Origin of the sequence: Streptomyces aculeolatus (genome assembly GCF_020400605.1) — a bacterium.
GTDB lineage: Bacteria > Actinomycetota > Actinomycetes > Streptomycetales > Streptomycetaceae > Streptomyces > Streptomyces aculeolatus.
On sequence record NZ_JAINRD010000008.1, the window covers coordinates 152,289 to 174,335 of the forward strand.

Below are 22,047 nucleotides of genomic sequence, written 5' to 3' on the forward strand. Positions count from 1 at the left end.
CGGCGTAAATTCCTGCCCGTCCCTCATTCGGCGGCGGTATGCCGCCGGTGTGTGTCTTGACGGAATCCGGCCAGCGGACCCTTTGCCGCCCGCTCGCCAGATTCCGCCCGCATGGCCCGCTCTTGGGCATTGCCGTGCCCGGGATACGGCCCATCCGACCGATTGGAGAACCATGACTCTTGTCGCAGGCAGTGTCCTGGCAGCATTACTGGCCGCGACCGTCACCAGCCCCATCGCGTCGCCGTCCAACGATATCGCGACGCCGCCGTACTTCGAAGACGTACCGCCCGACCAGATGGCGATCCAGGTGCTCACCGTCAACGGCACCGGATGCGAGCCGGGCAGCGCCGCCATCGCGGTCTCCGCGGACAACCAGGCCTTCACCGTGACCTACAGCAACTACGTGGCCCTGGTCGGCGTCGGCGCCACGCCGACGGACTTCCGCAAGAACTGCCAGCTCAACCTGGCCATCAAGGTGCCGGGAGGCTTCACCTACGCCATCGCCGGCGTCGACTACCGGGGGTACGGCTACCTGGAGAACGGCGCGACCGGCATGGAGAAGGCGTCGTACTACTTCCAGGGCTCGCCCGACACGGACACCTTCACGCACAACTTCACCGGGCCCATGGACGACAACTGGACCACGACGGACGAGACCGACCTGGAGTCACTCGTCTGGGCGCCGTGCGGGGAGATCCGCAACTTCAACATCAACACGGAGCTCCGCGTCAACGCCGGCACGTCGAACCCCGCGACGACCACCAGCATGCTGACCATGGACTCGACGGACGGAGACATCGAGACGACGTACCACGTCGCCTGGCGGGAGTGCGTGCCGGGCGAGGACTGATCCGCGGACAGCGGGAACACCCGCCCCGCGCCGGGGAGCAGCCCGGGGGGTCGCACGCCCCGGTTCCCGGCGCGGGCGCGGGCCGGGGGGCAGGTGCGTCCGCGGATGTGGGGGCGGCGGGGTCCGTGGGTGTCCCGCTCCGGCCCGAACCGGGTCCGGGTGCATTGACCACGACCGGCGCCCGCGGTCGTGAGCAATACGACTAGCCCGCGGGCCAGGCGGCGGCGAGCATCGCGCGGGTGTCCGCGAGGAGTTGCGGCAGCACCTTGGTGTGGCCGACGACCGGCATGAAGTTCGTGTCCCCGCCCCACCGGGGCACCACGTGCTGGTGCAGGTGCGCGGCGATGCCCGCGCCCGCGACCGGGCCCTGGTTCATGCCCAGGTTGAACCCCTGTGCGCCGGACGCGGTGCGCAGGGCGGTCATCGCACTCTTGGTGTACGCCGCCAGCTCCGCGGTCTCGTCGTCGGTCAGCTCGGTGTAGTCCGCGACGTGCCGGTACGGGACGACCATCAGGTGCCCGCCGTTGTACGGGTACAGGTTCAGCACCGCGTAGACCTGTGCGCCGCGGGCGAGGATCAGCCCGTCCTCGTCGGACTTCTCCGGGATCGCGCAGAACGGGCACCCGTCGCCGGCGGCGCTGCCGGTGGGCTTGTTCTCCCCCTGGATGTACGCCATGCGGTGCGGCGTCCACAGCCGCTGGAACTGATCCGGGGTGCCGACCCCGAGCTGCTGCTCCGGCTCACTGGTCATGGTCAGCAGCATATGGCGTACGACCCCGCGGGCCGGGCCCCGGGCCCGGCCCGGCGCCCCGCCCGCGCCCGATCAGGCCCCGGCGCGCTCCGCGACCGCGCGGGCCACCTCGTCGATCGCGTCGTCGACCGGCACGCCGTTGTTCTGCTCGCCGTTGCGGTAGCGGAACGAGACGGCGCCCTTGGCGATGTCGTCGTCGCCCGCGATGAGCATGTACGGGACCTTGGCCTTCTGGGCGTTGCGGATCTTCTTCTGCATCCGGTCCGAGGAGGAGTCGACCTCGACGCGCAGCCCGCGCGCCCGCATCTTCGCCGCGACCTCCTGGAGGTACGGCACGTGGTCGTCGCCGATCGGGATGCCGACGACCTGCACCGGCGCGAGCCACGCCGGGAAGGCGCCCGCGTAGTGCTCCAGCAGCACGGCGAAGAACCGCTCGATGGAGCCGAAGAGCGCGCGGTGGATCATCACCGGGCGCTGCCGCGAGCCGTCGGCCGCGGTGTACTCCAGGTCGAAGCGCTCGGGGAGGTTGAAGTCCACCTGGATCGTGGACATCTGCCACGTCCTGCCGATGGCGTCCTTGGCCTGCACGGAGATCTTCGGCCCGTAGAACGCCGCCCCGCCCGGGTCCATGACCAGTTGCAGACCCTGCTTGCCGGCGGCCTGGCGCAGGATCTCGGTGGCCTCCTCCCAGACCTCGTCGGAGCCGATGAACTTCTCCGGGTCCTTGGTGGACAGCTCCAGGTAGAAGTCCTCCAGGCCGTAGTCGCGCAGCAGGTTCAGCACGAAGGTCAGCAGCGAGTCCAGCTCGCCGGCCATCTGCTCCTTGGTGCAGTAGATGTGCGCGTCGTCCTGGGTGAAGCCCCGGGCCCGGGTGAGGCCGTGCACGACGCCGGACTTCTCGTACCGGTAGACCGTCCCGAACTCGAAGAGGCGCAGCGGCAGCTCGCGGTACGAGCGCCCGCGGGCGTCGAAGATCAGGTTGTGCATGGGGCAGTTCATGGGCTTGAGGTAGTAGTCCTGGCCCTCGTCGAGCTGCATGGGCGGGTACATGCCGTCGGCGTACCAGTCCAGGTGGCCCGACTTCTCGAAGAGCTTCCCCTTCGTCGCGTGCGGGGTGTAGACGAACTCGTAGCCCGACTCCTCGTGCCGCCTGCGCGAGTAGTCCTCCATGACGCGGCGCACGATGCCGCCCCTGGGGTGGAAGACCGCGAGGCCGGAGCCGATGTCCTCGGGGATGGAGAAGAGGTCCAGCTCGGCGCCGAGCTTGCGGTGGTCGCGCTTCTCGGCCTCGGCCAGGAACTCCAGGTGCGCCTTCAGCTCGTCCTTCGACGGCCAGGCGGTGCCGTAGATCCGCTGGAGCTGCGGGTTCTTCTCGCTGCCGCGCCAGTACGCGGCGGCGGAGCGCATCAGCTTGAACGCCGGGATCAGCCGCGTCGTCGGCAGGTGGGGGCCGCGGCAGAGGTCCTTCCAGCAGAGCTCGCCGGTCTTGGCGTCGAGGTTGTCGTAGATCGTCAGCTCGCCGGCGCCGACCTCCGCGGACGCGCCTTCGGCGGCGTCGGCGGCGTTGCCCTTCAGGCCGATCAGCTCCAGCTTGTACGGCTCGGCGGCCAGTTCCTCGCGGGCGTCGGCGTCGGTGGTGACCCGGCGGGAGAACCGCTGGCCGCGCTTGACGATCTCCTGCATCTTCTTCTCGACGCGCTTGAGGTCGTCGGGGTGGAAGGGCTCGGGCACGTCGAAGTCGTAGTAGAAGCCGTCCTTGATGGGCGGGCCGATGCCGAGCTTGGCCGCGGGGAACAGCTCCTGCACCGCCTGGGCCATGACGTGCGCGGTGGAGTGGCGCAGGATGTCCAGGCCGTCGGGGCTGTCGATCAGCACCGGCTCGACCTCGTCGCCGTCGGTGACCTCGTACGCGAGGTCCTTGAGCGCGCCGGCGACGCGGGCGGCGATCACGGTGCGCTGGCCGGGGAAGAGGTCGCCGGCCGTCGTGCCCGTCGTGACCACGCGCTCTTCCCGCTCGGCGGCATCGCGGCTGATGATCACACGGACGTCGGACACGGGGTCTCCTTCGCAGGGAACGGGGCGCCGCGCGAGCGGCGGCACGGCGTGAATCGTACCGAGCGAGGGGGGTGCACGGCGAAATCGGGCACCGGGTGCGCGGAGCGCCGGTCTCAGCCGTCGCCGTACGCCTCGCCGAAGAGGTCCGGGTGCTGGAGCGGTGCCTGCGCCGGCCGGTCCCGGGCGGCGTCCTCCACCGGCGCGGGCCGCACGTCCGACGCCCCGGTCAGCCGGCGGAAGCCGCCGCGGCTCTCCAGCCGGCCGGTCAGCCGCACCGGCACACCGGCCAGGTGTGCCCGGCAGGCGACCCCGTACGCGTCCTCGTCGAGCGACGTGCGCACCTCGGTGACGTCCGCGCCCGCGAGTACCCGCAGCCGCACCCGGCCCGGGCCGGTGGCTGCCGTCCGGCTGAGCCGGGTGACGGCTGCGGTGAGCCGGACCGGGAGGGAGGGCTCCCGGTGCCGGTAGCGCACGGCGGCCCGCTGCAGGGCCGGGATGTCGCCGGGGGTGAACTCCACCGGCGCGGGGGCGGCGGTGAAGCCGCGCGGCGGCGGGTGCGCGGGGGCCCAGGCCAGGGTGATACGCACGCCGTCCGTGCCGCGCACGAGGGCGGTGAGGGCCTCGGTCAGCTCGTGGCACACGCCGAGTTCCACGGCGTTGTCGAAGGCGGCCATGCTGCCGGTGGTGTGCTGGCGGTCCACCGCGTTGCGGGTGCCGTGCAGGGCCCGTAACAGGGTGGTGGTCACGCCGCGGCTCTCCGGGGCGGGGACGAAGGCGGTGAGCCGGGCGGCGTGGGCGCCGGGGCCGAGCAGGGTCTGCTCGACGTCCCGGGCGGCCTGCGGGCGCAGCCGGGCGCCGTGGAACCCCGCCGGGCGGCGGGCGGCGAGCGCGCCGGCCAGCAGCATGGCGCGGGCGGCGGCGGAGAGCCGTTCTGCGTCGGCCCACCGGGCGGGCCCGGCGCGCCGCTCGGCGCCGTACTCCCAGCTCATCTCGTCGCTGGGCACGGCCACGGCGGTGAGCACGAGCGGGGCGGACGGCTCGGGGCTGCGGGCCAGCGCGGTGAGCGTCTCGGCGAGCAGGCCGGTGCAGTCGGGGAAGGCGCGGTCGGCCGGTACGAGGACGCCGGCGCCGCCCGGCGCGTCGCCGGGCGGGGTGAAGCGTGCGTACCGGCCGGTGGAACCGCCGTGCCGGCGCCAGCCATGGCGGGCGAGGAGGGCGCCGAGCACGGCGGGGTCGGTGCGGGCGGGGTCGGGCTGTGGCGGCTGCCGGTACATCAGGGTCTCCCTCCCCTGCCGGCCCGCGTCGGGTGCGCGCGGCGCGCGCGGTGGCCGACGACGGGCGCGCCCGGTGACCCGACGTGCCGGCCGATGCCGCTGCCGGGGAAGGGCTGCGCCGGAGCACAGCCGGCAGCGGCAACGACCGCGCGCGGAGGGCCGGTCGGCAGCGTCCGGGGGAGGAACGCCGCCACGGCGCGGGCACCGCGCCGCGGCGCGGCCCGCTCGGGGAGCGGGCCGCCCCGTTTCGACCGGGTGAGGGCCATGGCCCAACTGCCTTCCACACGCTGTCGGTAGCTGACGGGGGCCGGCCCCGCACGGGCGGCCGGGGCGTACCCGGCCCTCACTCTCTGTTGTCACCGCGCCGACTCTCCGCCAAACAACCATTGTTCGAATGAGGGGTGTTGCGGGTATCACCCGGTCGGATGGGACCGACCCCACCGACCGCAAACGTCCAGGGAGTTGGGCTGATGACGCTCTGGTACGAGGGGCCGCTCGCGGCCTTCGACACCGAGACCACCGGCGTGGACGTGGAACGCGACCGGATACTCTCCGCAGCCGTCGTCGTGCAGCCCCACATCACCTCGCCGCCCCGCTGTACGTCGTGGCTCGTCTCCCCCGACGTGGAGATCCCGGCCGCGGCCACCGCCGTCCACGGCCTGACGCTGCCGCATCTGCAGCGCCTGGGCCGCTGGCCGGCGCCCGTGATGGAGGAGGTCGGCAAGGCACTGGCGGCGCAGTGCGCGAGCCATGTGCCGCTGGTGGTGATGAACGCCCCCTTCGATCTGACGCTGCTGGACCGCGAGTTACGGCGGCACCGCGCCTCGTCGCTGCCCAAGTACCTCGGCGGCGCGCCGCTGTGCGTGCTGGACCCGCTGGTGCTCGACCGGCACCTCGACCGCTACCGCAAGGGCCGCCGCACGCTCACGGCGCTGTGCGAGCAGTACGGCGTGGAGCTGTCCGGCGCCCACGAGGCGGGCGCGGACGCGACGGCGGCGCTGCGCCTCGTACGGGCCATCGGGCAGCGCCACGCGGACCGGCTGGGCGAGCTGAGCGCCGCGGAGCTGCACACCCGGCAGGCGGTGTGGCACGGCGCGCAGGCGCGGGGCCTGACGGCGTGGTTCGCGCACACGGGCTCGGCCGAACGGTGCGACCCCGCCTGGCCGTTGCGCACGACCGGCCTGGCGACGGTGGCCTGACGACGTTGCCGATCGCCCCGTTGCGGGGAGACGGGGGCGCGGGGGCGAAGCCCTCGCACGCGCGGCGCAGCCGCGCAGGAACGACGAAGGCGACCTGTGTCCGCGCTTTCTGCGGACGCAGGTCGCCTTCGCCTTTGTGGGCGATACTGGGATCGAACCAGTGACCTCTTCGGTGTGAACGAAGCGCTCTCCCCCTGAGCTAATCGCCCGGAGCACCTTGGCGGCGCGGTCAGAACCATACCGTGCGGCGGGGTTGCCGTTCAAACCGGTTGCGGGGGCGCGGCCGGAGTCACCCGGAGTGAGCATCCCCGTGCACGCACCCTCCGCGCGCCTCCGTCACACCGCGCCCGATTCTCGTTACTCTCCGCATCCAGAGAGCCCAAACTATCCGTGCCCCAGAGTTCACCGGAACGGCCCTGCTGGGACGAGCTTCGCTAGGCCGTACGAACTACGAAAAACATCACAAAACAGTCAGAGGGGTTTACAACGCCCCGGTAGGTGGCATGTCGACTTCGCCGACGTGCGAATCCCCGAGCGCACACTGAGCGAAAGGCCCTGGCGCTTATGAACCACACGGTCAGCTGCGAGCTGCACCTGCGCCTCGTTGTGTCGAGCGAGTCTTCCCTGCCTGTCCCCGCAGGTCTGCGGTACGACACCGCGGATCCTTACGCCGTGCACGCCACCTTCCACACGGGCGCAGAAGAGACGGTCGAATGGGTGTTCGCCCGCGACCTCCTCGCCGAAGGGCTCCACCGCCCGACCGGCACCGGCGACGTCCGCGTCTGGCCATCCAGAAGCCACGGCCAGGGCGTCGTCTGCATCGCCCTCAGCTCGCCCGAGGGCGAGGCACTGCTCGAAGCACCCGCGCGGGCGCTGGAGTCCTTCCTGAAGCGCACGGACGCCGCCGTGCCGCCCGGGACGGAGCCACGCCATTTCGACCTCGACACCGAGCTCTCGCACATCCTCGCGGAGAGCTGAAGCCCGTACGACCTCACCGTCCGTAGCCGTCAGCCTCGGGGAGACGGCCGGACCCCGACCAGACAACCGCACCAGGCACCGCCGTCGTTCCACCGTGGGCGACGGCGGTGTCACGTTTTGGCTAGAGTCGGCGTCAGACCGACCAGGGGAACGCGCGGCCCGACCAGGGGAGCGGAACGGTGCTGATCAATCACGACACCCGGTGCGCGCTCGACATCGTCGTGGCGCTTTTGAACACGGACGCCGGGGACGGGGGCCAGGAAGCGGACGCGCTGGTGGACGTGGGGGCGCTCCAGGGATTCGTCGACGAGCACGGGATCAGCGGCCTCGAAGCGCTCTGCCGCTCCGACGTGGCCGCGGTCCGGGCCGTACGGAACGACCTCTCGGCCGTCTTCGCGGCCACGGACGACCGGGCGGCGGCCGAGCGGCTCAACGCGATCGTGGCCGCCGCCGGCACCACGCCGCAGCTCACGGACCACGACGGCTACGAGTGGCACGTGCACTACTTCGCGCCCGGCGCCTCCGTCGCAGAACACCTGGCCGCGGACGGCGGGATGGCGCTCGCGTTCCTCGTCGTCGCCGGGGAGCGCGAGCGGCTGCGCCGCTGCGAGGCGCCGGACTGCGGCCGGGCGTTCGTCGACTACTCGCGCAACCGGTCCCGCCGCTACTGCTCCAGCCGCACCTGCGGCAACAGGCTGCACGTGGCGGCGTACCGCGCGCGGCAGCGCGAGGCCGCGGCCCAGAACGGAGCGGGGAACGGCGCCGGGAACGGGGCGGATAGCGGGGCCGGGAAGGCGGCGGCCGGCGCCGCCGGCGGGGCGGCGCTCACCAGCCGATGAGGTCGTAGACCGAGGTGCCGAAGATCAGCCCGCCCACGACGGTGAGGAAGAGCATCAACGGCGGCTGGGACAGGGCGAAGAGGCAGCCGCGGGGCTCGGCGGGAGCGGGCGGCGGGGGTGCGGGCGTGTGATCGTTCATCTCGCGCAGATAATTGCGCAGGCCCGCATGCCCGAGTGGGCAACACGCCAGGAAAACCCGGCCTGTTCACGAAGATCGGCCGTGCTTGATCGGTTTCTGTCGAGGGAGATCGACTTAGCGGCTGCGCAGGGTAGTTCGGTGGGCCCGCAGCGTCAGATTCCGTGCTTCTTCAAGATCGCCTCGATGTCGGAGAAGTCCTCGTCCCCGGAGCCGGACCCCCGCCGGCCGCTCGCCGCCGGCGCCGAGCCGCGCGGCTTGCCGCCCCGGCCGGCGCCGAGCGCGGGCTGGGACGCGGACGGCGCCGCCGCCGGGGCCGCCGGGGCGCCGCCGCCCGCCTTGCGCTTGGCGCGCTCGCCGACGAGGCGCTGGCCCACCCACAGCACGACGGCGACCGCGAGCACGCCGAAGCCGCCCCAGACCGAGGGCTTGAGGACCAGGTCCGTCGCCCAGTCCCCGGTGGCCTTGCCGACCTTGCCGCCCAGCTCGATCAGCCCCGCCATGGCCAGGCCGACGGGCACCAGCGACAGGGCGGCGATCTTCGTCGCCCGCCGGAACCTTCTCCGGTATGCGGTCAGCAGCGAGATCGCGAGCCCCGCCGCGGAGAGCGCGGCGCAGACCGTGGTGGTGAACATGCTTCCATCGTGCACCGGAATGCGCCGCGATTGCCATGGTGCGGCACGGCATGGGGGACATCTCCGGGTCCGGCTCGTCCGCAGGGCCGAGACGGCGCCGCCCCGCGGGGCCTGGAAGACTGACGTCCATGGAGAACGAAGTGAACGGTGCGCCCGTGCTCGACGTGTGGTGCGAGCTGCAGTGCCCGGACTGCCGCACGGCCCTCGCCGACGTGCACGCCCTGCGGGAGCGCTACGGGGACCGGCTCGACATCCGGCTGCGCCACTTCCCGCTGGACAAGCACCAGCACGCGATGGCGGGCGCCCAGGCCGCCGAGGAGGCGTTCGCGCAGGGGAAGGGCTGGGAGTACGTGGAGGCCGTGCTGGCCCGCGCGGAGAAGTTCGGCAAGCAGGGCGAGCCGCTGCTGGCCGAGACGGCGCGGGAGCTGGATCTGAACGCGGCGGAGGTGGAGACCGCCCTCGTGGACGGGCGGCACTTCCTGGTCGTGGACGCGGACGTCGCGGAGGGCAAGGCGATCGGGGTGACGGGGACGCCGACGTACGTCATCGGCGGCGAGCGCCTGGACGGCGGCAAGAGCCAGGAGGGGCTGCGGGAGCGGATCGAGGAGATCGCGGACCGCCTGCTCGCCGCGGCGGGCTGAGGGACGGAAGCCGGGTCGCCCGGGCCCGGCCCGCGGGCCGGGCGGCGCCCGCCGGCGGGCGGAGGCGCCTTCCGCGGCCACCCGCCCGGCCGGCCGAGGCGCCGCGGGCCGGCTCGCGCTCAGATCAGGGGCTTGCCCAGGTGGTACGCCGTGGGGGCGTAGCCCAGGGACTCGTACAGCCGCAGCGCCACCTCGTTGCCCGCGAAGACGTGCAGCCCCAGGGTCCGCAGCCCCGCCGCCAGGCACTCGCCCTCCGCCGCGCGCATCAGGGTGCGGCCGTGGCCCCTCCCCCGGTGCTCCGGGGCGACGGTCACGGAGTAGACGTACCCACCGGTGGCGATCTGGGGCCGCAGCGCGATCCAGACCGTGCCCACCCCGACCCCGTCGTGCTCCAGGACCCGCAGCGCCACGTCCGCGGTGGCGGCGCCGCCGGGCAGCAGGTCGTCGTGGTTGGCGGCCGAGCGGTCGCGCGCCTCGGCCTGCGACATCCCCCGGTCCAGCCACCGGTGCGCGTAGGCGTCCACCTCCGCGTCCCGCCAGTCCGGGTACTCGCCCGCGGCCATCGGGCGCACCACGGAGCCCTGCGGCAGCTCCGGCTCCGCCGCCAGTTCCTTGGCCAGCGTCCGGCCCGTCTCGGTGTAGCCCAGCGCCGCCGCCAGCCGCAGGCCGACGCCCGCGCGGGCGTCCAGGCTGAGCAGGACCTCCCGGCAGCCCCAGCCGCGCAGCACCTCCTCCGCCGCCAGCGCCGCCACCGTGCCGCGGCCGCGGCCGCGCTCGGACCGCTGGATCCGCAGCGTGCGTACGCGGCCCGTGGTGCGGCCGAGACGCGGGTCGGTGGCCAGCTCGACGTCGCCGACCGGGTGGCCGTTGACGCACACGGCGAACGCGCGCGTACGGCCGCCGTCCGGCTGGCGCCGCTCGGCTCCGGCCGGGCGCAGGTGGGTCGTCATCGCTTCCCCTTCGTCCTCGCACGCTCGGAGTCTGCAGGTCGCCGTGGTGGTACGGGACAGCCCTCAGGGGTCGATGTCCGCCGCCGAGCGCTCCGCGAACACCTGCATCGCCTTCGCCGTGACCGGCCCGAGGACCCCCGGCAGGTCGCGGCCGTCGAGGCGGCGTACGGCCTGGACGTCGCGCAGCGAGGACGTCAGGAAGACCTCCTCCACGGCGCTGTCCTCGGCGAGCACCGAGAACGGCAGGTCCGTCTCCCGCGCGCCGGTCCAGTCCAGCACCAGCTGCCGCGTGATCCCGGCCAGGCAGCCGGAGGCGAGCGGCGGGGTGTGCACCTCGCCGTCGAGGACGACGAAGACGTTGGACCCGGTGCCCTCGCAGAGCCGGTCGCGGGTGTTGGCGAGGAGCGCCTCGCTGGCGCCGCCGTCGTGGGCGCGGGCCAGGGCGACGACGTTCTCCGCGTACGACGTGGTCTTCAGGCCGGCGACGGCCCCGCGCTCGTTGCGCGTCCAGGGCACGGTGACGGCGCCCGTCTCGTCCGGCCGCGGCTCGGCGGCGGCCAGGGCGACGACCAGGGTGGGGCGGCTGTCGTCCGCGTCGCTGCGGAGGGAGGACAGGGGCGCGGCGCCGCCGGTGTACGTGATGCGCAGCCGGCCGTGCGCCACCGGCTCGGCGGCCAGCAGCTCGGCGCAGGCCCTGCGGACCTCGTCGAGGTCCGGCTCGGGCAGCCCGAGGCCGCGGGCGGAGCGGGCCAGGCGCTCCAGGTGCCGGGTGACGGCGAAGGCGGTGCCGTCGGTGGCCTTCAGCGTTTCGAAGACGCCGTCGCCCACGGTGATGCCGTGGTCGAACACGGACACCCGTGCGTCGGCCACCTCGCGGAGCCCGCCGTCGAGCCAGACCTTCATGGGCGTACGGTCCCTTCACTCGTGACTTCCACTTCCGACGCTACCGCGAGCAGGCGGGATGCCTTCAATTCGGTCTCCCGCCACTCCCGCTCCGGGTCGGAACCCCAGGTGATGCCCGCGCCGGTGCCGAAGCGCAGGACGGCGCCGCCGGCCGCGGTGCGGTCGATCCAGAACGTGCGGATGCCGACGGCCAGTTCGCCGGTGCCGCGGTCGGCGTCGACCCAGCCGACGCCGCCGCAGTACGGGCCCCGGGGGGCGGTTTCCAGCTCGTCGATGAGGCGCAGCGCGCTGCTCTTCGGCGCGCCGGTGATGGAGCCGGCCGGGAAGGTGGCGCCGATCAGCTCCGCCCAGCCGGCGCCGGGAGCCAGCTCGCCGCGGACGGTGGAGACGAGGTGGACGAGGCCGGGGTGCTCCTCGACGGCGCAGAGGGCGGGCACGGTGACGGAGCCGGTGGTGCAGACGCGGCCGAGGTCGTTGCGCACGAGGTCGACGATCATGACGTTCTCGGCGCGGTCCTTGGCGGTCAGGTCGGCGGCGGTGCGGCCGGTGCCCTTGATGGGGCCGGACTCGACGGCGCGGCCGTGGCGGCGCAGGTACAGCTCGGGCGAGGCGGTGGCGACCTCGACGCCGTGCGCGGGCAGCCGGACGACGCCGGCGTACGGGGCGGGGTTGCCGCGGGCGAGGACGGCGGAGAGGGCGTCGATGTCGGCGTCGGCCACATCAGCGGGATCGGCGGCGTCGGGGGCGTCGGCGGTGTCAGGGGCGCCGGGGCGGTCGCCGGGGCCGGGGAGCGGGGCGGTGAGGACGCGGCACAGGTTGACCTGGTAGACGTCGCCGGCGGCGATGTGCTCCCGTATGCGCCGCACCCCCGCCACGTAGCCGGCGCGGTCGAGCGAGGTCGTCCAGCTCGCGGCGCCGGGGCCGCGCCAGCGGCGCGCGCGGCGGGCGGGCGGGTGCGGATCGGGGCGTACGTCCCCGAAGCGCGCGCACACCGTCCGGCCCTCGTACCCGGCGACGACGGCCCACCAGCCCGACGAGTCGAGTGCGGCCGGGTCGCCGGTGACGTCGCGCAGGTCGGAGGCGACGAGACCGCCGAAGCGGGCGAGCGGGGCGAGGCGGGGCACGCCGCGAGTCTATGGCGGCCCGCGGACACCGGCCCCCGGGCCGGTGCGCGGCGGGTACGGGCGGGCCGCGGGCCGGGTGCGTGCGGGAAACCGAATTTGAGCTGGCCCCGGAATCCGCTAAGGTTCATGACTACCGGAAGCGCCTCACCGGCGCCTTCGGAGCACGACCGGCGGACGTAGCTCAGTTGGTAGAGCATCACCTTGCCAAGGTGAGGGTCGCGAGTTCGAATCTCGTCGTCCGCTCGATGGGGGTCTCACGGGCCCCCGCTGGTGGAGTGGCCGAGAGGCGAGGCAACGGCCTGCAAAGCCGTCTACACGGGTTCAAATCCCGTCTCCACCTCGGACGATTAGCTCAGCGGGAGAGCACTTCCCTGACACGGAAGGGGTCACTGGTTCAATCCCAGTATCGTCCACCACGTGAGGGGCGACCCATGACCGCGGACCACGCGCTCACGGGTCGCCTTCTTCGTTGCCGCACGGCCGTGCAGCCTCCGTCGTGAGCCCGCATCAAGCGATGTGCACGGGTCGGGCATGACGGATAGTGTCAGAATATGAACGACCGTGCTCCCATTGTGTTCCGTGAAATACCCGAAAGCGACATCGACCGGGCTCAGGAGCTGGCCTATCTGGTCTTCCACGAAAAGCCCGAGGACGAACTTCGCAAACGCCATCACGAACTCCTGGCGGGTTGCCTGCGCATCGGCGCCTACGACGCGGACACGCTGGTCGGCATGGTCGCCGCGCTGCCGTTCACGATGGCCGTCCCCGGCGCCGAACTCCCCTGCCCCGGCCTGACCTTCGTCTCCGTCGCGCCGACCCACCGGCGCCGCGGGGTGCTCTCCGGGATGATCGCCGAGCTGTTCGCGCGCTGCCCGGCCGAGGGCTGGCCGATCGCGGCGCTGTGGGCGTCGGAGACCGCCATCTACGGGCGGTTCGGCTTCGGCCCCGGCACGTACGGCGCGACCGTCGAGATCGACTCCCGGGCCGCGCTGCGGCTGCGGATCACCCCCGACGAGCGGCCCCTGCGGCTGGTCGACCCGGCCGCGGCGCCCGCGCTGCTCGGCCCGTACTACGACCGCACCCGCGCGGCGCGCGCCGGCCGGCCCGCGCGCAGCGAGGAGTGGTGGGCCAAGGAGTGGCTGGCCGAACAGGACCCGGACGACGAGGACTTCTCCCGCCCGCGCGTCGTCGCCCTCGGCGACCCCCTCGCCGGCTACGCCGTCTACCGAACGAAGGACGCGGGCGACCGCCCCGACGCGTCCGGCCTGGTGCGCCTGGACGAGCTGGAGGCGGACACCCCGGCCGTGGCCGCGGCCCTGTGGCGCTACCTCGCCTCCCTGGACCTGACCGGCACCGTACGCGCCTGGGGCCGCCCGCTCGACGACCCGCTGCTGCTCTTCGCCGCGGACCGCGACCAGGTGCGGGTCACGAGCACCTTTCCCGCGCTGTGGGTGCGGCTCACCGACGTCGGCGCGGCGCTGCGCAGCCGCTCCTGGGCCGCCGCCGCGGACGTCGTGCTGGCCGTGGCCGACGACGCGGTGCCGGCCAACGCGGGCACCTACCGGCTCACCGCGGGCCCCGGGGTCCCGGCCGCGTACGAGGGCGTCGACGCGGAGCCGGACCTCACCGTGGACGTACGCGACCTCTCCGCCGCCTACCTCGGCGGCACCGCCCTCGGTGCCGCCGTCCGCGCGGGCCTGGCGACCGAGCACACCCCCGGCGCGGCCGACGCGCTCGACGCCGCGCTGCGCACACCGCTGCTGCCGCACACGGTCGAGGAGTTCTAAGACGGCGCGCCGAAGAGGCGTGCGCCCGGAGGCAGTTCACCAGCGGCCGTCCGGTCCCCCGCGGGACCGGGCGGCCGCTTCTTCGTGCCTGCGAAAGGTCTGGACAAAGGTCCGGGCCCGTGCTGTGGTGACAGCGCGCTGAATGAGAGCGCTCTCAACCGTCTGTGTTCCACCCCCACTCGACATGAGGGAACTACAGAAAGGTCCGCCATCGTGAGACGTACCTTCGGATTAAGGCTCGGCCTGTCCGCACTCCTGCTGCTGAGCACCTGGGGCGGCGCCGCCGCCCTGGCCCCCGCCGCCGGCGCGGACTCCGCGCGCCAGCTCTCGCCCGGTCTGGCGGCCGCACTCCAACGGGACCTGGGCCTGACGGCCGACCAGGCCCGGGAGCGGCTGGCCGACGAACGCCGGGCGGCCGAGACCGAGAAGAAGGCCGAGCGCGCCGCCGGCGCCGCCTACGGCGGCTCCTGGTTCGACGCGGACAGCGGCCGGCTCACCGTCGCCGTCGCCGGCGCACAGCACGCCGGGGCGGTGCGGGCGACGGGCGCGGACGTGCGCGTCGTCGAGCACAGCGCCGCGCGGCTGGACGCCGCCGTGAAGCGCCTGGACGAGCTGTCCGCCCCCGCCGGGGTGGCCAGTTGGCGCGTCGACGTGCGCGCCAACAGCGTCCGGGTCGACGTCGTCGCCGACCGCCGCGACGACGCCGCGGTCCGCACGTTCCTCGACCGGGCCCGCGCCGCGGGACCCGTCGAGGTCGGCACGGTCCCCGAGGCGCCGGGCACGTTCGCCGCCGGCACCGTCGGCGGGGACCCGTACTACACGGGCAACGTCCGCTGCTCCATCGGCTTCTCGGTGCACGGCGGCTTCGTCACCGCGGGCCACTGCGGCGGCGCGGGCGCCGGCGTCAGCGGCTGGGACCGCTCGTACATCGGCAACTTCCAGGGCTCGTCGTTCCCCGACAACGACTACGCCTGGGTCAACGTCGGCAGCGGCTGGTGGACCGTCCCCGTGGTCCTCGGCTGGGGCACCGTGCCCGACCAGCTCGTCCGCGGCTCGGCGGAGGCCCCGGTGGGCGCCTCCATCTGCCGCTCCGGCTCCACCACGCGCTGGCACTGCGGCACGCTGCTGGCCAAGAACGAGACGGTCAACTACAGCGGCGGCGCCGTCGTGCACCAGCTCACGAAGACGAGCGTGTGCGCCGAACCCGGCGACTCGGGCGGCTCGTTCATCAGCGGCGACCAGGCGCAGGGCGTCACCTCCGGCGGCTGGGGCAACTGCAGCGGCGGCGGCGAAACCTGGTACCAGCCGGTCAACGAGATCCTCGGCCGCTACGGGCTGACGCTGCACACCGCTTAGCACGGCACCACCCCGTGGCACCGGCCCCTCGCCGGTGACCGCGCGCCCGTGCCGCCCGCCCGCCGGCGGGTGGCACGGGCCGTACCGGGACGCGATGATCATGGACTTGCGATGCCGGTCGGCGCGTGGAAGTATCTAGCCGCAGAAACCGCGCGCGGTTAGCTCAGCGGGAGAGCGCTTCCCTGACACGGAAGAGGTCACTGGTTCAATCCCAGTACCGCGCACAGCAGAAGACCGGAGGGCCGGAGCGATTCGCTCCGGCCCTCCGGCGTGTGCCGTGCGGCCCCCCGCGGGGGCCGCACGGCCTCGGTCGGCCCGTATCAGGACGAGAACAGCATCCGGGAGAAGCCGCCCTTGCGGTGCCCGTAGTGGCCGTGGCCGCCATGGCCGCCGTGGTGGCCGCCGCCCCAGCCCGGAGCCTGCTGCTGCGGGTACCCCTGGGCGGCCGGGGGCGGCGGGGCCTGCTGTGCCCACTGGGACTCGAGTCGCGTCAGGGTCTCCAGCTCGCCGTAGTCGAGAAAGATCCCCCGGCACCCGCTGCACTGCTCGATCTGCACGCCGTTGCGGTTGTACGTCTGCATCGGCGCACGGCACTTGGGACACTGCATGGTCGCCCTCAACTCCTCGGTTCTCCCGCCGCCACGGATGACGGACGGCGGCCATGGCTGCACAGCCTACGATGCGCCGCCCGGCCCCGTCCCGCCGTCCGCCCCGTCCCCCGTCCCGTCGCCCATGGCGGCGATGCGGGCGCAGGCGGCGAGCAGGTCGTGGTCGGTGTCGTCCAGAGGCCGCACGCCCGTCGCGGCGTCCACGAGGCCGCGGGCGGCAAGCTGGACGGTGAGGGTGCGGGCCGGCAGGTCGACCTCGGGCGGCCACAGGTCGTCGCCGGGGGCGACGGCGGGGCCGCCGGCGGCGCGGTAGCCGGCGAGGAAGGCGGCCCAGTCGGGGGCGGGGAGGAGGCCCGTGGCATAGCCGGCGGCGGGGCGGGCGAGGTCCCAGGCGGGCTCGCCGAGGCCGAGGTCGTCGACGTCGATGAGGTGCCAGGGCCCGTCGGGGGCGGGGTGGCGCACGAGTTGGCCGAGGTGGAGGTCGCCGTGGCAGAGGAGGGCGCGGGGCTGCGCGCGGGGCTCCTCGTCACGGGCCCAGGAGGGCAGCCGCTCCCAGGCCCGCAGGACGAGGGCGGCGGCGGAGGTGCGCTCCTGCGCGGGACCGGGGCCGGCGGGAGCGGGGTCCGGTGCCAGAGCGGGGTCCGGCGCGAGGGCCGGGGCCGACGCGAGGGCCGGCGCGGGTGCGGGGGCCGGCACGGTCGGAGCGCCGACGTACGGCGCCGGGGCGGCGTCCGCGGGGGCACGGGGCGCGGGTACGGGGGCAGCGACCCGGGCGGCGAGCGTCGTGCGGAGCGCCGCGACCGCACGGGCCGCGTTCGCCGGTCCTGACATCGGCGGCAGAGGGCCCGGCAGCCGGCCCACCGGTATCGCGTGCAGCCGGGCCGTGAGGTGCCCCGCCTCCCACCACGGCGCCGCCTCCGGGGCGTCCGGCGCCACCGGGGCCCCGTACGGCCAGCGGCTCACGTGGCGGCCCTCGACGGGGCCGGTCAGCCCGCCGAGCGGCGTCAGCAGGATGCCCGCGAGCAGCGGGTGGGCGGCCACCCGCAGCCGGGCGGCGAGGGCGGCGGGGTCCAGGCGCGGGGCGTGGGCCTTGAGTACGGTGCCCCCGCTGCGTACGACGGTCACGTCCGGGCGGTCGACGATCACCACGGGCTCGCCGGCCCCCCGGCTCAGCTCCGCCAGCCGGTCGACGAGGCGTACGCGCACCGGCTCATCCTAAGTGCTGTCCCGACGGCCGACCCGGCCCGGAAAACGCGTAGCCCGGGCGTCTCCCCAGACGCCCGGGCGTACACGTCCGTCCGCCGCACCCCCGTCCCCACGGGGCTGAGCCGGCTGTCCCCGGCCCGGGCCGCTCTCCCGGGCCTGACGGGGCTAGTGCCCCATCATTCCGGCCACGGACGACGCATGTGTGATGACCGCTTCCCAGCCGCCGAAGACGACGGTGAGGACGATCGCCAGGGGCAGCACCATCGCGAGGGCGACCAGCGGGTGCCTGCGCTCCGACGGCTGTGCGCCGAACGCGGCGAGCGCCCCGGCGACGGCCTTGGGCCGTGCGGCGTGCTCCGCTGTTCTCTCCATGGTTCCCACTCCTGTGTTGGGGCGGCGGGCGTCCGACCTCGGGGGACGAGTGCTGCGCCCGCCGCTTGACGACAACATTAGGGAAATGATCGGCACGGGTCGTCATGCCCGCGTACCGATTGCCTGGCCTCCCGGAGGATGACTGAGGCGGGAAGTCGCTACTCCCATGGGTGGAGACCGCGTACTACGTCCCGGGGTCTTCCCCGACAGGGACCTCGCCGTCCGACCGCGGCACGGGCTGCTCCACCAGGGCGAGCACCCTGGTGGCCATGAACCGCGCCGTGCGCACCACCGACCCGCTGCGCGTCACCTCGCTCACCTCGACCACGCCCCGGCGCACCGACGTCTCGACCCTCCGGCCGGCGCGCGAGGCCACCACCTGGTACGTCCTCGTCGTGTCCCCCGCGTCCACGACTATCTCCACTCGATCGCCCTTCACCTGTCCCGCATCCCCCTTCCTAGGGGCCGCACTTGGGCCCGGCAATACCTCCAGGATCCCACCCGGGACTGACAATTCGGCCCGCCGCACGGCGCCCTGCCAGCGCGAGCGGCGGTCAAGTCCGTAAGCTGTGCACGGCAGACAGACCGGGCAGCGGGGATGGTTACGGTATGGCGATGATGCGGCTCCGTCGTGAGGATCCGCGTGTCGTCGGCTCGTTCCGGATCCACCGGCGGCTCGGCGCGGGCGGCATGGGCGTGGTCTACCTGGGCTCGGACCGGCGCGGCCAGCGGGTCGCGCTGAAGGTGATCCGGCCGGATCTGGCGGAGGATCAGGAGTTCCGCTCGCGGTTCGCCCGCGAGGTCTCCGCCGCCCGGCGGATCCGCGGCGGCTGCACGGCCCGGCTGGTGGCGGCCGACCTGGACGCGGACCGCCCGTGGTTCGCCACGCAGTACGTACCGGGGCCCTCCCTCCACGACAAGGTCGGCGACGAGGGGCCGCTCATGGCCGCCCGGGTCGCGGCGATCGGCGCGGCGCTCTCGGAGGGCCTGGTCGCCGTGCACGAGGCGGGCGTGGTGCACCGCGACCTGAAGCCGTCCAACATCCTGCTCTCCCCCAAGGGCCCGCGGATCATCGACTTCGGCATCGCCTGGGCGACGGGCGCCTCCACGCTGACGCACGTCGGGACGGCGGTCGGCTCCCCCGGGTTCCTGGCGCCCGAGCAGGTGCGGGGGCAGCCGGTGACGCCGGCGAGCGACGTCTTCTCGCTGGGCGCCACGCTCGCGTACGCGACGACGGGCGACTCGCCGTTCGGCCAGGGCAGTTCCGAGGTCATGCTCTACCGGGTGGTGCACGAGGAGCCGCTGCTCGACGGGGTGCCGGACGCGCTGGCGCCGCTGCTGCGCACGTGCCTGGCGAAGACGCCGGACGACCGGCCCTCGACGCTTCAGCTGTCGCTGCGGCTGAAGGAGATCGCGGCCCGCGAGACGCACGGCCCGGGGCCGGAGGCCGCCCCGCCGCGCCGTGCCGCGGCGGACCGGGCGGCCCCGGGCCCGACGGCCGCGCACCGGCCGCCGCCTCCGCGGGCGACGGGCGCGGGCCGGCCGGGGCCCGGGACGGGTGCCGCGCAGCGCCCGGGGCCGCAGGGCGCCGGGCGGCCGGGCGCCGCGCAGCGGCCCGGACCGGCGCAGCGGCCGGGGCAGCGCGCGGGGCGCGGTGCGGCGCGAGGGCCGGCGGCGGAGCGGGGCCGGCCGGGCGCGGAGCGCGGGCGGCCGGCGGAGCAGCGCACGCAGGGGTCGCGGAGCGGCGGGCCGCGCGAGGGCGTGGCGTCGGCGCCGCGGAAGCCGGCGCCGCAGCGCCGGCCGGTGCCGGACGCCCGGGCGCGGATGATGCGGCAGCGGCTGATCGTGTTCGTGACGGTGACGCTGCTGGTCGCGCTCGGTATCGCCGCGGCCCAGGGCTGCCAGGGCCCGCTCTAGTACACCCCGTGGATCACCCCGGGGCGCAACGCCGCGGGGTGGTCCACCGCGTACGCGGCGGCGCTGCGGCGGTTTTCGGCCACGCCCCTGGGCCGCGGCGCCGCGCCGGGTTCAGCCCTCCGCGGGTGCCGTCGCCACCGCGTAGAACGCGACCGCCGCGGCGGCGCCGACGTTGAGCGAGTCGACGCCGTTCGACATCGGGATACGCACCCACTGGTCCGCCGCCCGCAGCGCCCCCGCCGACAGCCCCGCGCCCTCCGTGCCCAGCATCAGCGCGACCCGCGGCAGCCGCTGCGGCGCCGCCTCGGTGATCGGCACCGCCCGCTCGTCCGGGGTGAGGGCGACGAGGGTGAAGCCCGCCTCGCGGACCGTCTCCAGGCTCCGCGGCCAGGAGGCCAGCCGCGCGTACGGGACGTGGAAGACGGCGCCCATGGAGACCTTCACCGACCGCCGGTACAGCGGGTCGGCGCAGTCCGGCGAGAGCAGCACGGCGTCCATGCCGAGGGCGGCGGCGCTGCGGAACACGGCACCGACGTTGGTGTGGTCGTTGACGGTCTCCAGCACCGCGACGCGGCGGGCGCCCGCCAGCAGCCCGGCGGCGTCCGGCAGCGGCTTGCGGCGCACGGAGGCGAGCGCGCCGCGGTGTACGTGGTAGCCGGTGACCTGCTCGGCCAGGTCGGTGCCGACGACGTACACGGGTGCCGGCAGCGCGTCGATGACGTCCCGCATCACGTCGACCCACTTGGCGGAGAGCATCATGGAGCGGGTCTCGTAGCCGGTCTCGATCGCGCGCCGGATGACCTTGTCGCCCTCGGCGATGAACAGCCCCTCCGCCGGCTCGCGGCGGCGGCGCAGTTCGACGTCGGTGAGGCCGGCGTAGTCCGACAGGCGCGGGTCGTCGGGGTCGTCGATCGTGATGAGTTCTGCCACGGCACGATCCTGCCGTGCCGCGGGCCGGATTCCGACGCCGGGGGTACGTGGCGGGGCCGCCCCCGCCGCACCGGCTGCCGTCCCCTCCTCAGCCGGCCGGGCGGGCCGCCACCTCGCCGACGACGATCACCGCGGGCGGCCGCACCCCCTCGCGCGCCACCGCCGCCGCGGCCGTGGCGAGCGTCGCGTCCACCCGGCGCTGCGCCGCCGTCGTGCCCTCCTGCACGATCGCCACCGGCGTCGCCGGGTCGCGCCCCTCGCGTACGAGCGTGTCCGCGATGGCCCCGAGGCGCTCCACGGCCATCAGCAGCACGAGCGTGCCGCGCAGCCGCGCGAGCGCCGGCCAGTCGACGAGCGAACGCTCGTCGTCGGGCGCGACGTGGCCGCTGACGACCGTGAACTCGTGCGTCACGCCGCGGTGCGTCACCGGGATGCCGGCCGCCGCCGGCACGCTGATCGCGCTGGTGACGCCCGGCACCACCGTGCAGGGCACGCCCGCCCGCGCCAGCGCCTCCGCCTCCTCCATGCCGCGGCCGAAGACGAACGGGTCGCCGCCCTTGAGCCGGACGACCGCCTTGCCGGCCCTGGCGTGCTGGATCAGCGCGTCGTTGATGGCCTGCTGGGCCATGGCCCGGCCGTACGGGATCTTCGCGGCGTCGATCACCTCGACGTGCGGCGGCAGTTCGTCCAGCAGGTCGCGGGGGCCGAGGCGGTCGGCGATGACGACATCGGCCTCGGCGAGCAGCCGGCGGCCCCGGACGGTGATCAGGTCGGGGTCGCCGGGGCCGCCGCCGACGAGGGCGACGCCGGGGGCGCGCGTGCGGTGGCGCGGGGCACCGAGGGTGCCGTCGCGCAGGCCCTCCACGACGGCGTCGCGGACGGCGGCGGAGCGGCGCGGATCGCTGCCGGTGAGCACGGCGACGGTGACGCCCTCGCTGCGGCCGGTGGCCGGAGTCCAGGCGGTGGCGGCGGAGGCGTCGTCGCTGCGTACGCACCAGACGCGGCGGCGCTCGGCCTCGGCGGAGGCGGCGGCGTTGGCCTCGGGGTCGCGGGTGGCCACGACGGCGTACCAGGCGCCCTCCAGGTCCCCGTCCGCGTACCGCCGCCGCTCCCACGTCAGCTCGCCGGCGTCGGCCATCGCCTCCACCGAGGGGGTGGCGGACGGCGAGACGAGCGTGACCCGGGCGCCGGCGGCGAGCAGCGCGGGCAGCCGGCGCTGGGCGACCTGGCCGCCGCCGAGGACGACGACGCGCCGGCCCGCGAGGCGCAGCCCTACGGGGTACGGAGACGCGTCGGCACCGGGGGCGGGGTGGGCGGGGGGACGGGACATGGCGGAGCGGCTCCTCGTACGGTGGGCCGGCCGCTGCGGCGCTGGAGCGGCGGTTCCTCGCGGACTGCGGACTGCGGACTGCGGACTGCGGGACTGCGAGACTGCGGTCGGTGGCGCGGGCCGCGGCCGGCGCCGGGGGCGGGGCGCGCGGGCCCGCGACGCCAACCCTATGGCCTGCGCCGGAGCCGCGGCGCGGCGAACGCCCC

22 protein-coding genes and 5 tRNA genes are annotated in these 22,047 nt (G+C 74.7%); 12 read left to right on the forward strand and 15 right to left on the reverse strand.

Annotated features, from left to right (window positions below):
• Positions 1–295 precede the first annotated feature (295 nt).
• Entirely contained in the window at positions 296–850 is a 555-nt protein-coding gene (locus tag LG396_RS16390) for a DUF4360 domain-containing protein (RefSeq protein WP_037742255.1), read from the forward strand.
• Between the two features lie 202 nt (positions 851–1,052).
• Here the strand turns inward: LG396_RS16390 and LG396_RS16395 are convergent, their stop codons facing one another.
• From LG396_RS16395 to LG396_RS16405, 3 genes are all read right to left on the reverse strand, one after another.
• The gene (locus LG396_RS16395) at positions 1,053–1,613 is read right to left on the reverse strand and encodes an HIT family protein (RefSeq protein WP_100298363.1); all 561 of its coding nucleotides are present in this window, start codon (positions 1,611–1,613) and stop codon (positions 1,053–1,055) included.
• 60 nt (positions 1,614–1,673) lie between these two features.
• Positions 1,674–3,656: a threonine--tRNA ligase gene (gene thrS, locus LG396_RS16400; RefSeq protein ID WP_225795326.1), complete on the reverse strand. Its 1,983-nt coding sequence runs from the start codon at positions 3,654–3,656 to the stop codon at positions 1,674–1,676.
• A 113-nt stretch (positions 3,657–3,769) separates the two neighbouring features.
• Complete coding sequence (locus LG396_RS16405) at positions 3,770–4,930, reverse strand: hypothetical protein (RefSeq protein WP_225795327.1); 1,161 nt, start codon at positions 4,928–4,930, stop codon at positions 3,770–3,772.
• A gap of 470 nt (positions 4,931–5,400) precedes the next feature.
• Here LG396_RS16405 and LG396_RS16410 point away from each other — a divergent pair, with 470 nt between their 5' ends.
• Entirely contained in the window at positions 5,401–6,129 is a 729-nt protein-coding gene (locus tag LG396_RS16410) for a 3'-5' exonuclease (protein WP_018836767.1), read from the forward strand.
• A 137-nt stretch (positions 6,130–6,266) separates the two neighbouring features.
• Here LG396_RS16410 and LG396_RS16415 read toward each other — a convergent pair.
• Positions 6,267–6,338: transfer RNA gene (locus tag LG396_RS16415), tRNA-Val, on the reverse strand.
• Between the two features lie 355 nt (positions 6,339–6,693).
• On the opposite strand from LG396_RS16415, the gene LG396_RS16420 reads away from it, so the two are divergent.
• Both LG396_RS16420 and LG396_RS16425 read left to right on the forward strand, forming a co-directional pair.
• The gene (locus LG396_RS16420; RefSeq protein ID WP_018836768.1) at positions 6,694–7,107 is read left to right on the forward strand and encodes an SsgA family sporulation/cell division regulator; all 414 of its coding nucleotides are present in this window, start codon (positions 6,694–6,696) and stop codon (positions 7,105–7,107) included.
• Between the two features lie 179 nt (positions 7,108–7,286).
• On the forward strand, positions 7,287–7,946 hold the full coding sequence (locus tag LG396_RS16425; protein WP_225795328.1) for a CGNR zinc finger domain-containing protein: 660 nt from the start codon (positions 7,287–7,289) through the stop codon (positions 7,944–7,946).
• Here LG396_RS16425 and LG396_RS16430 read toward each other — a convergent pair.
• On the reverse strand, positions 7,933–8,085 hold the full coding sequence (locus tag LG396_RS16430) for a hypothetical protein (protein WP_018836770.1): 153 nt from the start codon (positions 8,083–8,085) through the stop codon (positions 7,933–7,935). The genes LG396_RS16425 and LG396_RS16430 overlap by 14 nt on opposite strands.
• A 152-nt stretch (positions 8,086–8,237) precedes the next feature.
• Positions 8,238–8,717 carry a hypothetical protein gene (locus LG396_RS16435; RefSeq protein WP_100298367.1) on the reverse strand — a complete coding sequence of 160 codons (480 nt, stop codon included), beginning with the start codon at positions 8,715–8,717 and terminating at the stop codon, positions 8,238–8,240.
• Between the two features lie 128 nt (positions 8,718–8,845).
• Between LG396_RS16435 and LG396_RS16440 the strand changes: the two genes are divergently transcribed.
• Positions 8,846–9,358, forward strand: a complete 513-nt coding sequence (locus LG396_RS16440; RefSeq protein ID WP_018843100.1) for a DsbA family protein — start codon at positions 8,846–8,848, stop codon at positions 9,356–9,358.
• Positions 9,359–9,477: 119 nt separating this feature from the next.
• On the opposite strand, the gene LG396_RS16445 is transcribed toward LG396_RS16440, so the two are convergent.
• From LG396_RS16445 to LG396_RS16455, 3 genes are all read right to left on the reverse strand, one after another.
• Positions 9,478–10,308, reverse strand: coding sequence for a GNAT family N-acetyltransferase (locus LG396_RS16445; RefSeq protein ID WP_225795329.1), 831 nt, complete (start codon positions 10,306–10,308; stop codon positions 9,478–9,480).
• Between the two features lie 63 nt (positions 10,309–10,371).
• A complete protein-coding gene (locus LG396_RS16450; RefSeq protein ID WP_018836774.1) occupies positions 10,372–11,211 on the reverse strand; it encodes an aminotransferase class IV in 840 nt (279 codons plus the stop codon).
• Positions 11,208–12,335 (reverse strand): chorismate-binding protein, encoded by a 1,128-nt coding sequence (locus tag LG396_RS16455; protein WP_225795330.1) that lies wholly within the window; start codon positions 12,333–12,335, stop codon positions 11,208–11,210. Before LG396_RS16455 ends, LG396_RS16450 begins: the two co-directional genes overlap by 4 nt.
• Positions 12,336–12,505: 170 nt before the next feature.
• Between LG396_RS16455 and LG396_RS16460 the strand changes: the two genes are divergently transcribed.
• From LG396_RS16460 to LG396_RS16485, 6 genes are all read left to right on the forward strand, one after another.
• Positions 12,506–12,578, forward strand: a tRNA-Gly gene (locus LG396_RS16460).
• A 26-nt stretch (positions 12,579–12,604) separates the two neighbouring features.
• Positions 12,605–12,675 (forward strand) — tRNA-Cys (locus LG396_RS16465).
• Between the two features lies 1 nt (position 12,676).
• A tRNA-Val gene (locus tag LG396_RS16470) sits at positions 12,677–12,751 on the forward strand.
• 156 nt (positions 12,752–12,907) lie between these two features.
• Positions 12,908–14,122 (forward strand): GNAT family N-acetyltransferase, encoded by a 1,215-nt coding sequence (locus LG396_RS16475; RefSeq protein ID WP_037742280.1) that lies wholly within the window; start codon positions 12,908–12,910, stop codon positions 14,120–14,122.
• A 213-nt stretch (positions 14,123–14,335) separates the two neighbouring features.
• A complete protein-coding gene (locus LG396_RS16480; protein ID WP_037742284.1) occupies positions 14,336–15,478 on the forward strand; it encodes a S1 family peptidase in 1,143 nt (380 codons plus the stop codon).
• A 152-nt stretch (positions 15,479–15,630) separates the two neighbouring features.
• Positions 15,631–15,702 (forward strand) — tRNA-Val (locus LG396_RS16485).
• Between the two features lie 96 nt (positions 15,703–15,798).
• On the opposite strand, the gene LG396_RS16490 is transcribed toward LG396_RS16485, so the two are convergent.
• From LG396_RS16490 to LG396_RS16505, 4 genes are all read right to left on the reverse strand, one after another.
• Positions 15,799–16,086 (reverse strand): TFIIB-type zinc ribbon-containing protein, encoded by a 288-nt coding sequence (locus LG396_RS16490; protein WP_225795331.1) that lies wholly within the window; start codon positions 16,084–16,086, stop codon positions 15,799–15,801.
• A gap of 66 nt (positions 16,087–16,152) precedes the next feature.
• Positions 16,153–17,292 (reverse strand): phosphotransferase family protein, encoded by a 1,140-nt coding sequence (locus LG396_RS16495; protein WP_225795332.1) that lies wholly within the window; start codon positions 17,290–17,292, stop codon positions 16,153–16,155.
• A 165-nt stretch (positions 17,293–17,457) separates the two neighbouring features.
• A complete protein-coding gene (locus LG396_RS16500; protein ID WP_018836780.1) occupies positions 17,458–17,664 on the reverse strand; it encodes a hypothetical protein in 207 nt (68 codons plus the stop codon).
• Between the two features lie 184 nt (positions 17,665–17,848).
• Positions 17,849–18,103, reverse strand: a complete 255-nt coding sequence (locus tag LG396_RS16505; RefSeq protein WP_037750879.1) for a DUF8836 family protein — start codon at positions 18,101–18,103, stop codon at positions 17,849–17,851.
• Positions 18,104–18,273: 170 nt separating this feature from the next.
• Between LG396_RS16505 and LG396_RS16510 the strand changes: the two genes are divergently transcribed.
• A complete protein-coding gene (locus tag LG396_RS16510; protein WP_225795333.1) occupies positions 18,274–19,581 on the forward strand; it encodes a serine/threonine-protein kinase in 1,308 nt (435 codons plus the stop codon).
• A 111-nt stretch (positions 19,582–19,692) separates the two neighbouring features.
• Here the strand turns inward: LG396_RS16510 and LG396_RS16515 are convergent, their stop codons facing one another.
• Together LG396_RS16515 and cobA are read right to left on the reverse strand one after the other, a co-directional pair.
• Positions 19,693–20,511, reverse strand: a complete 819-nt coding sequence (locus tag LG396_RS16515; RefSeq protein WP_100298375.1) for a TrmH family RNA methyltransferase — start codon at positions 20,509–20,511, stop codon at positions 19,693–19,695.
• Between the two features lie 88 nt (positions 20,512–20,599).
• Positions 20,600–21,841 carry a uroporphyrinogen-III C-methyltransferase gene (gene cobA, locus LG396_RS16520; RefSeq protein ID WP_225795334.1) on the reverse strand — a complete coding sequence of 414 codons (1,242 nt, stop codon included), beginning with the start codon at positions 21,839–21,841 and terminating at the stop codon, positions 20,600–20,602.
• Between the last annotated feature and the right edge of the window lie 206 nt (positions 21,842–22,047).

Coding starts and splice junctions, on each gene's coding strand:
- LG396_RS16390 (WP_037742255.1), top strand. CDS start 296: ATGGCGATCCAGGTGCTCACCGTCAACGGCACCGGATGCGAGCCGGGC.
- LG396_RS16395 (WP_100298363.1), bottom strand. CDS start 1,613: ATGCTGCTGACCATGACCAGTGAGCCGGAGCAGCAGCTCGGGGTCGGC.
- LG396_RS16405 (WP_225795327.1), bottom strand. CDS start 4,930: ATGTACCGGCAGCCGCCACAGCCCGACCCCGCCCGCACCGACCCCGCC.
- LG396_RS16410 (WP_018836767.1), top strand. CDS start 5,401: ATGACGCTCTGGTACGAGGGGCCGCTCGCGGCCTTCGACACCGAGACC.
- LG396_RS16420 (WP_018836768.1), top strand. CDS start 6,694: ATGAACCACACGGTCAGCTGCGAGCTGCACCTGCGCCTCGTTGTGTCG.
- LG396_RS16430 (WP_018836770.1), bottom strand. CDS start 8,085: ATGAACGATCACACGCCCGCACCCCCGCCGCCCGCTCCCGCCGAGCCC.
- LG396_RS16435 (WP_100298367.1), bottom strand. CDS start 8,717: ATGTTCACCACCACGGTCTGCGCCGCGCTCTCCGCGGCGGGGCTCGCG.
- LG396_RS16440 (WP_018843100.1), top strand. CDS start 8,846: ATGGAGAACGAAGTGAACGGTGCGCCCGTGCTCGACGTGTGGTGCGAG.
- LG396_RS16445 (WP_225795329.1), bottom strand. CDS start 10,308: ATGACGACCCACCTGCGCCCGGCCGGAGCCGAGCGGCGCCAGCCGGAC.
- LG396_RS16450 (WP_018836774.1), bottom strand. CDS start 11,211: ATGAAGGTCTGGCTCGACGGCGGGCTCCGCGAGGTGGCCGACGCACGG.
- LG396_RS16490 (WP_225795331.1), bottom strand. CDS start 16,086: ATGCAGTGTCCCAAGTGCCGTGCGCCGATGCAGACGTACAACCGCAAC.
- LG396_RS16500 (WP_018836780.1), bottom strand. CDS start 17,664: ATGGAGAGAACAGCGGAGCACGCCGCACGGCCCAAGGCCGTCGCCGGG.
- LG396_RS16510 (WP_225795333.1), top strand. CDS start 18,274: ATGGCGATGATGCGGCTCCGTCGTGAGGATCCGCGTGTCGTCGGCTCG.
- cobA (WP_225795334.1), bottom strand. CDS start 21,841: ATGTCCCGTCCCCCCGCCCACCCCGCCCCCGGTGCCGACGCGTCTCCG.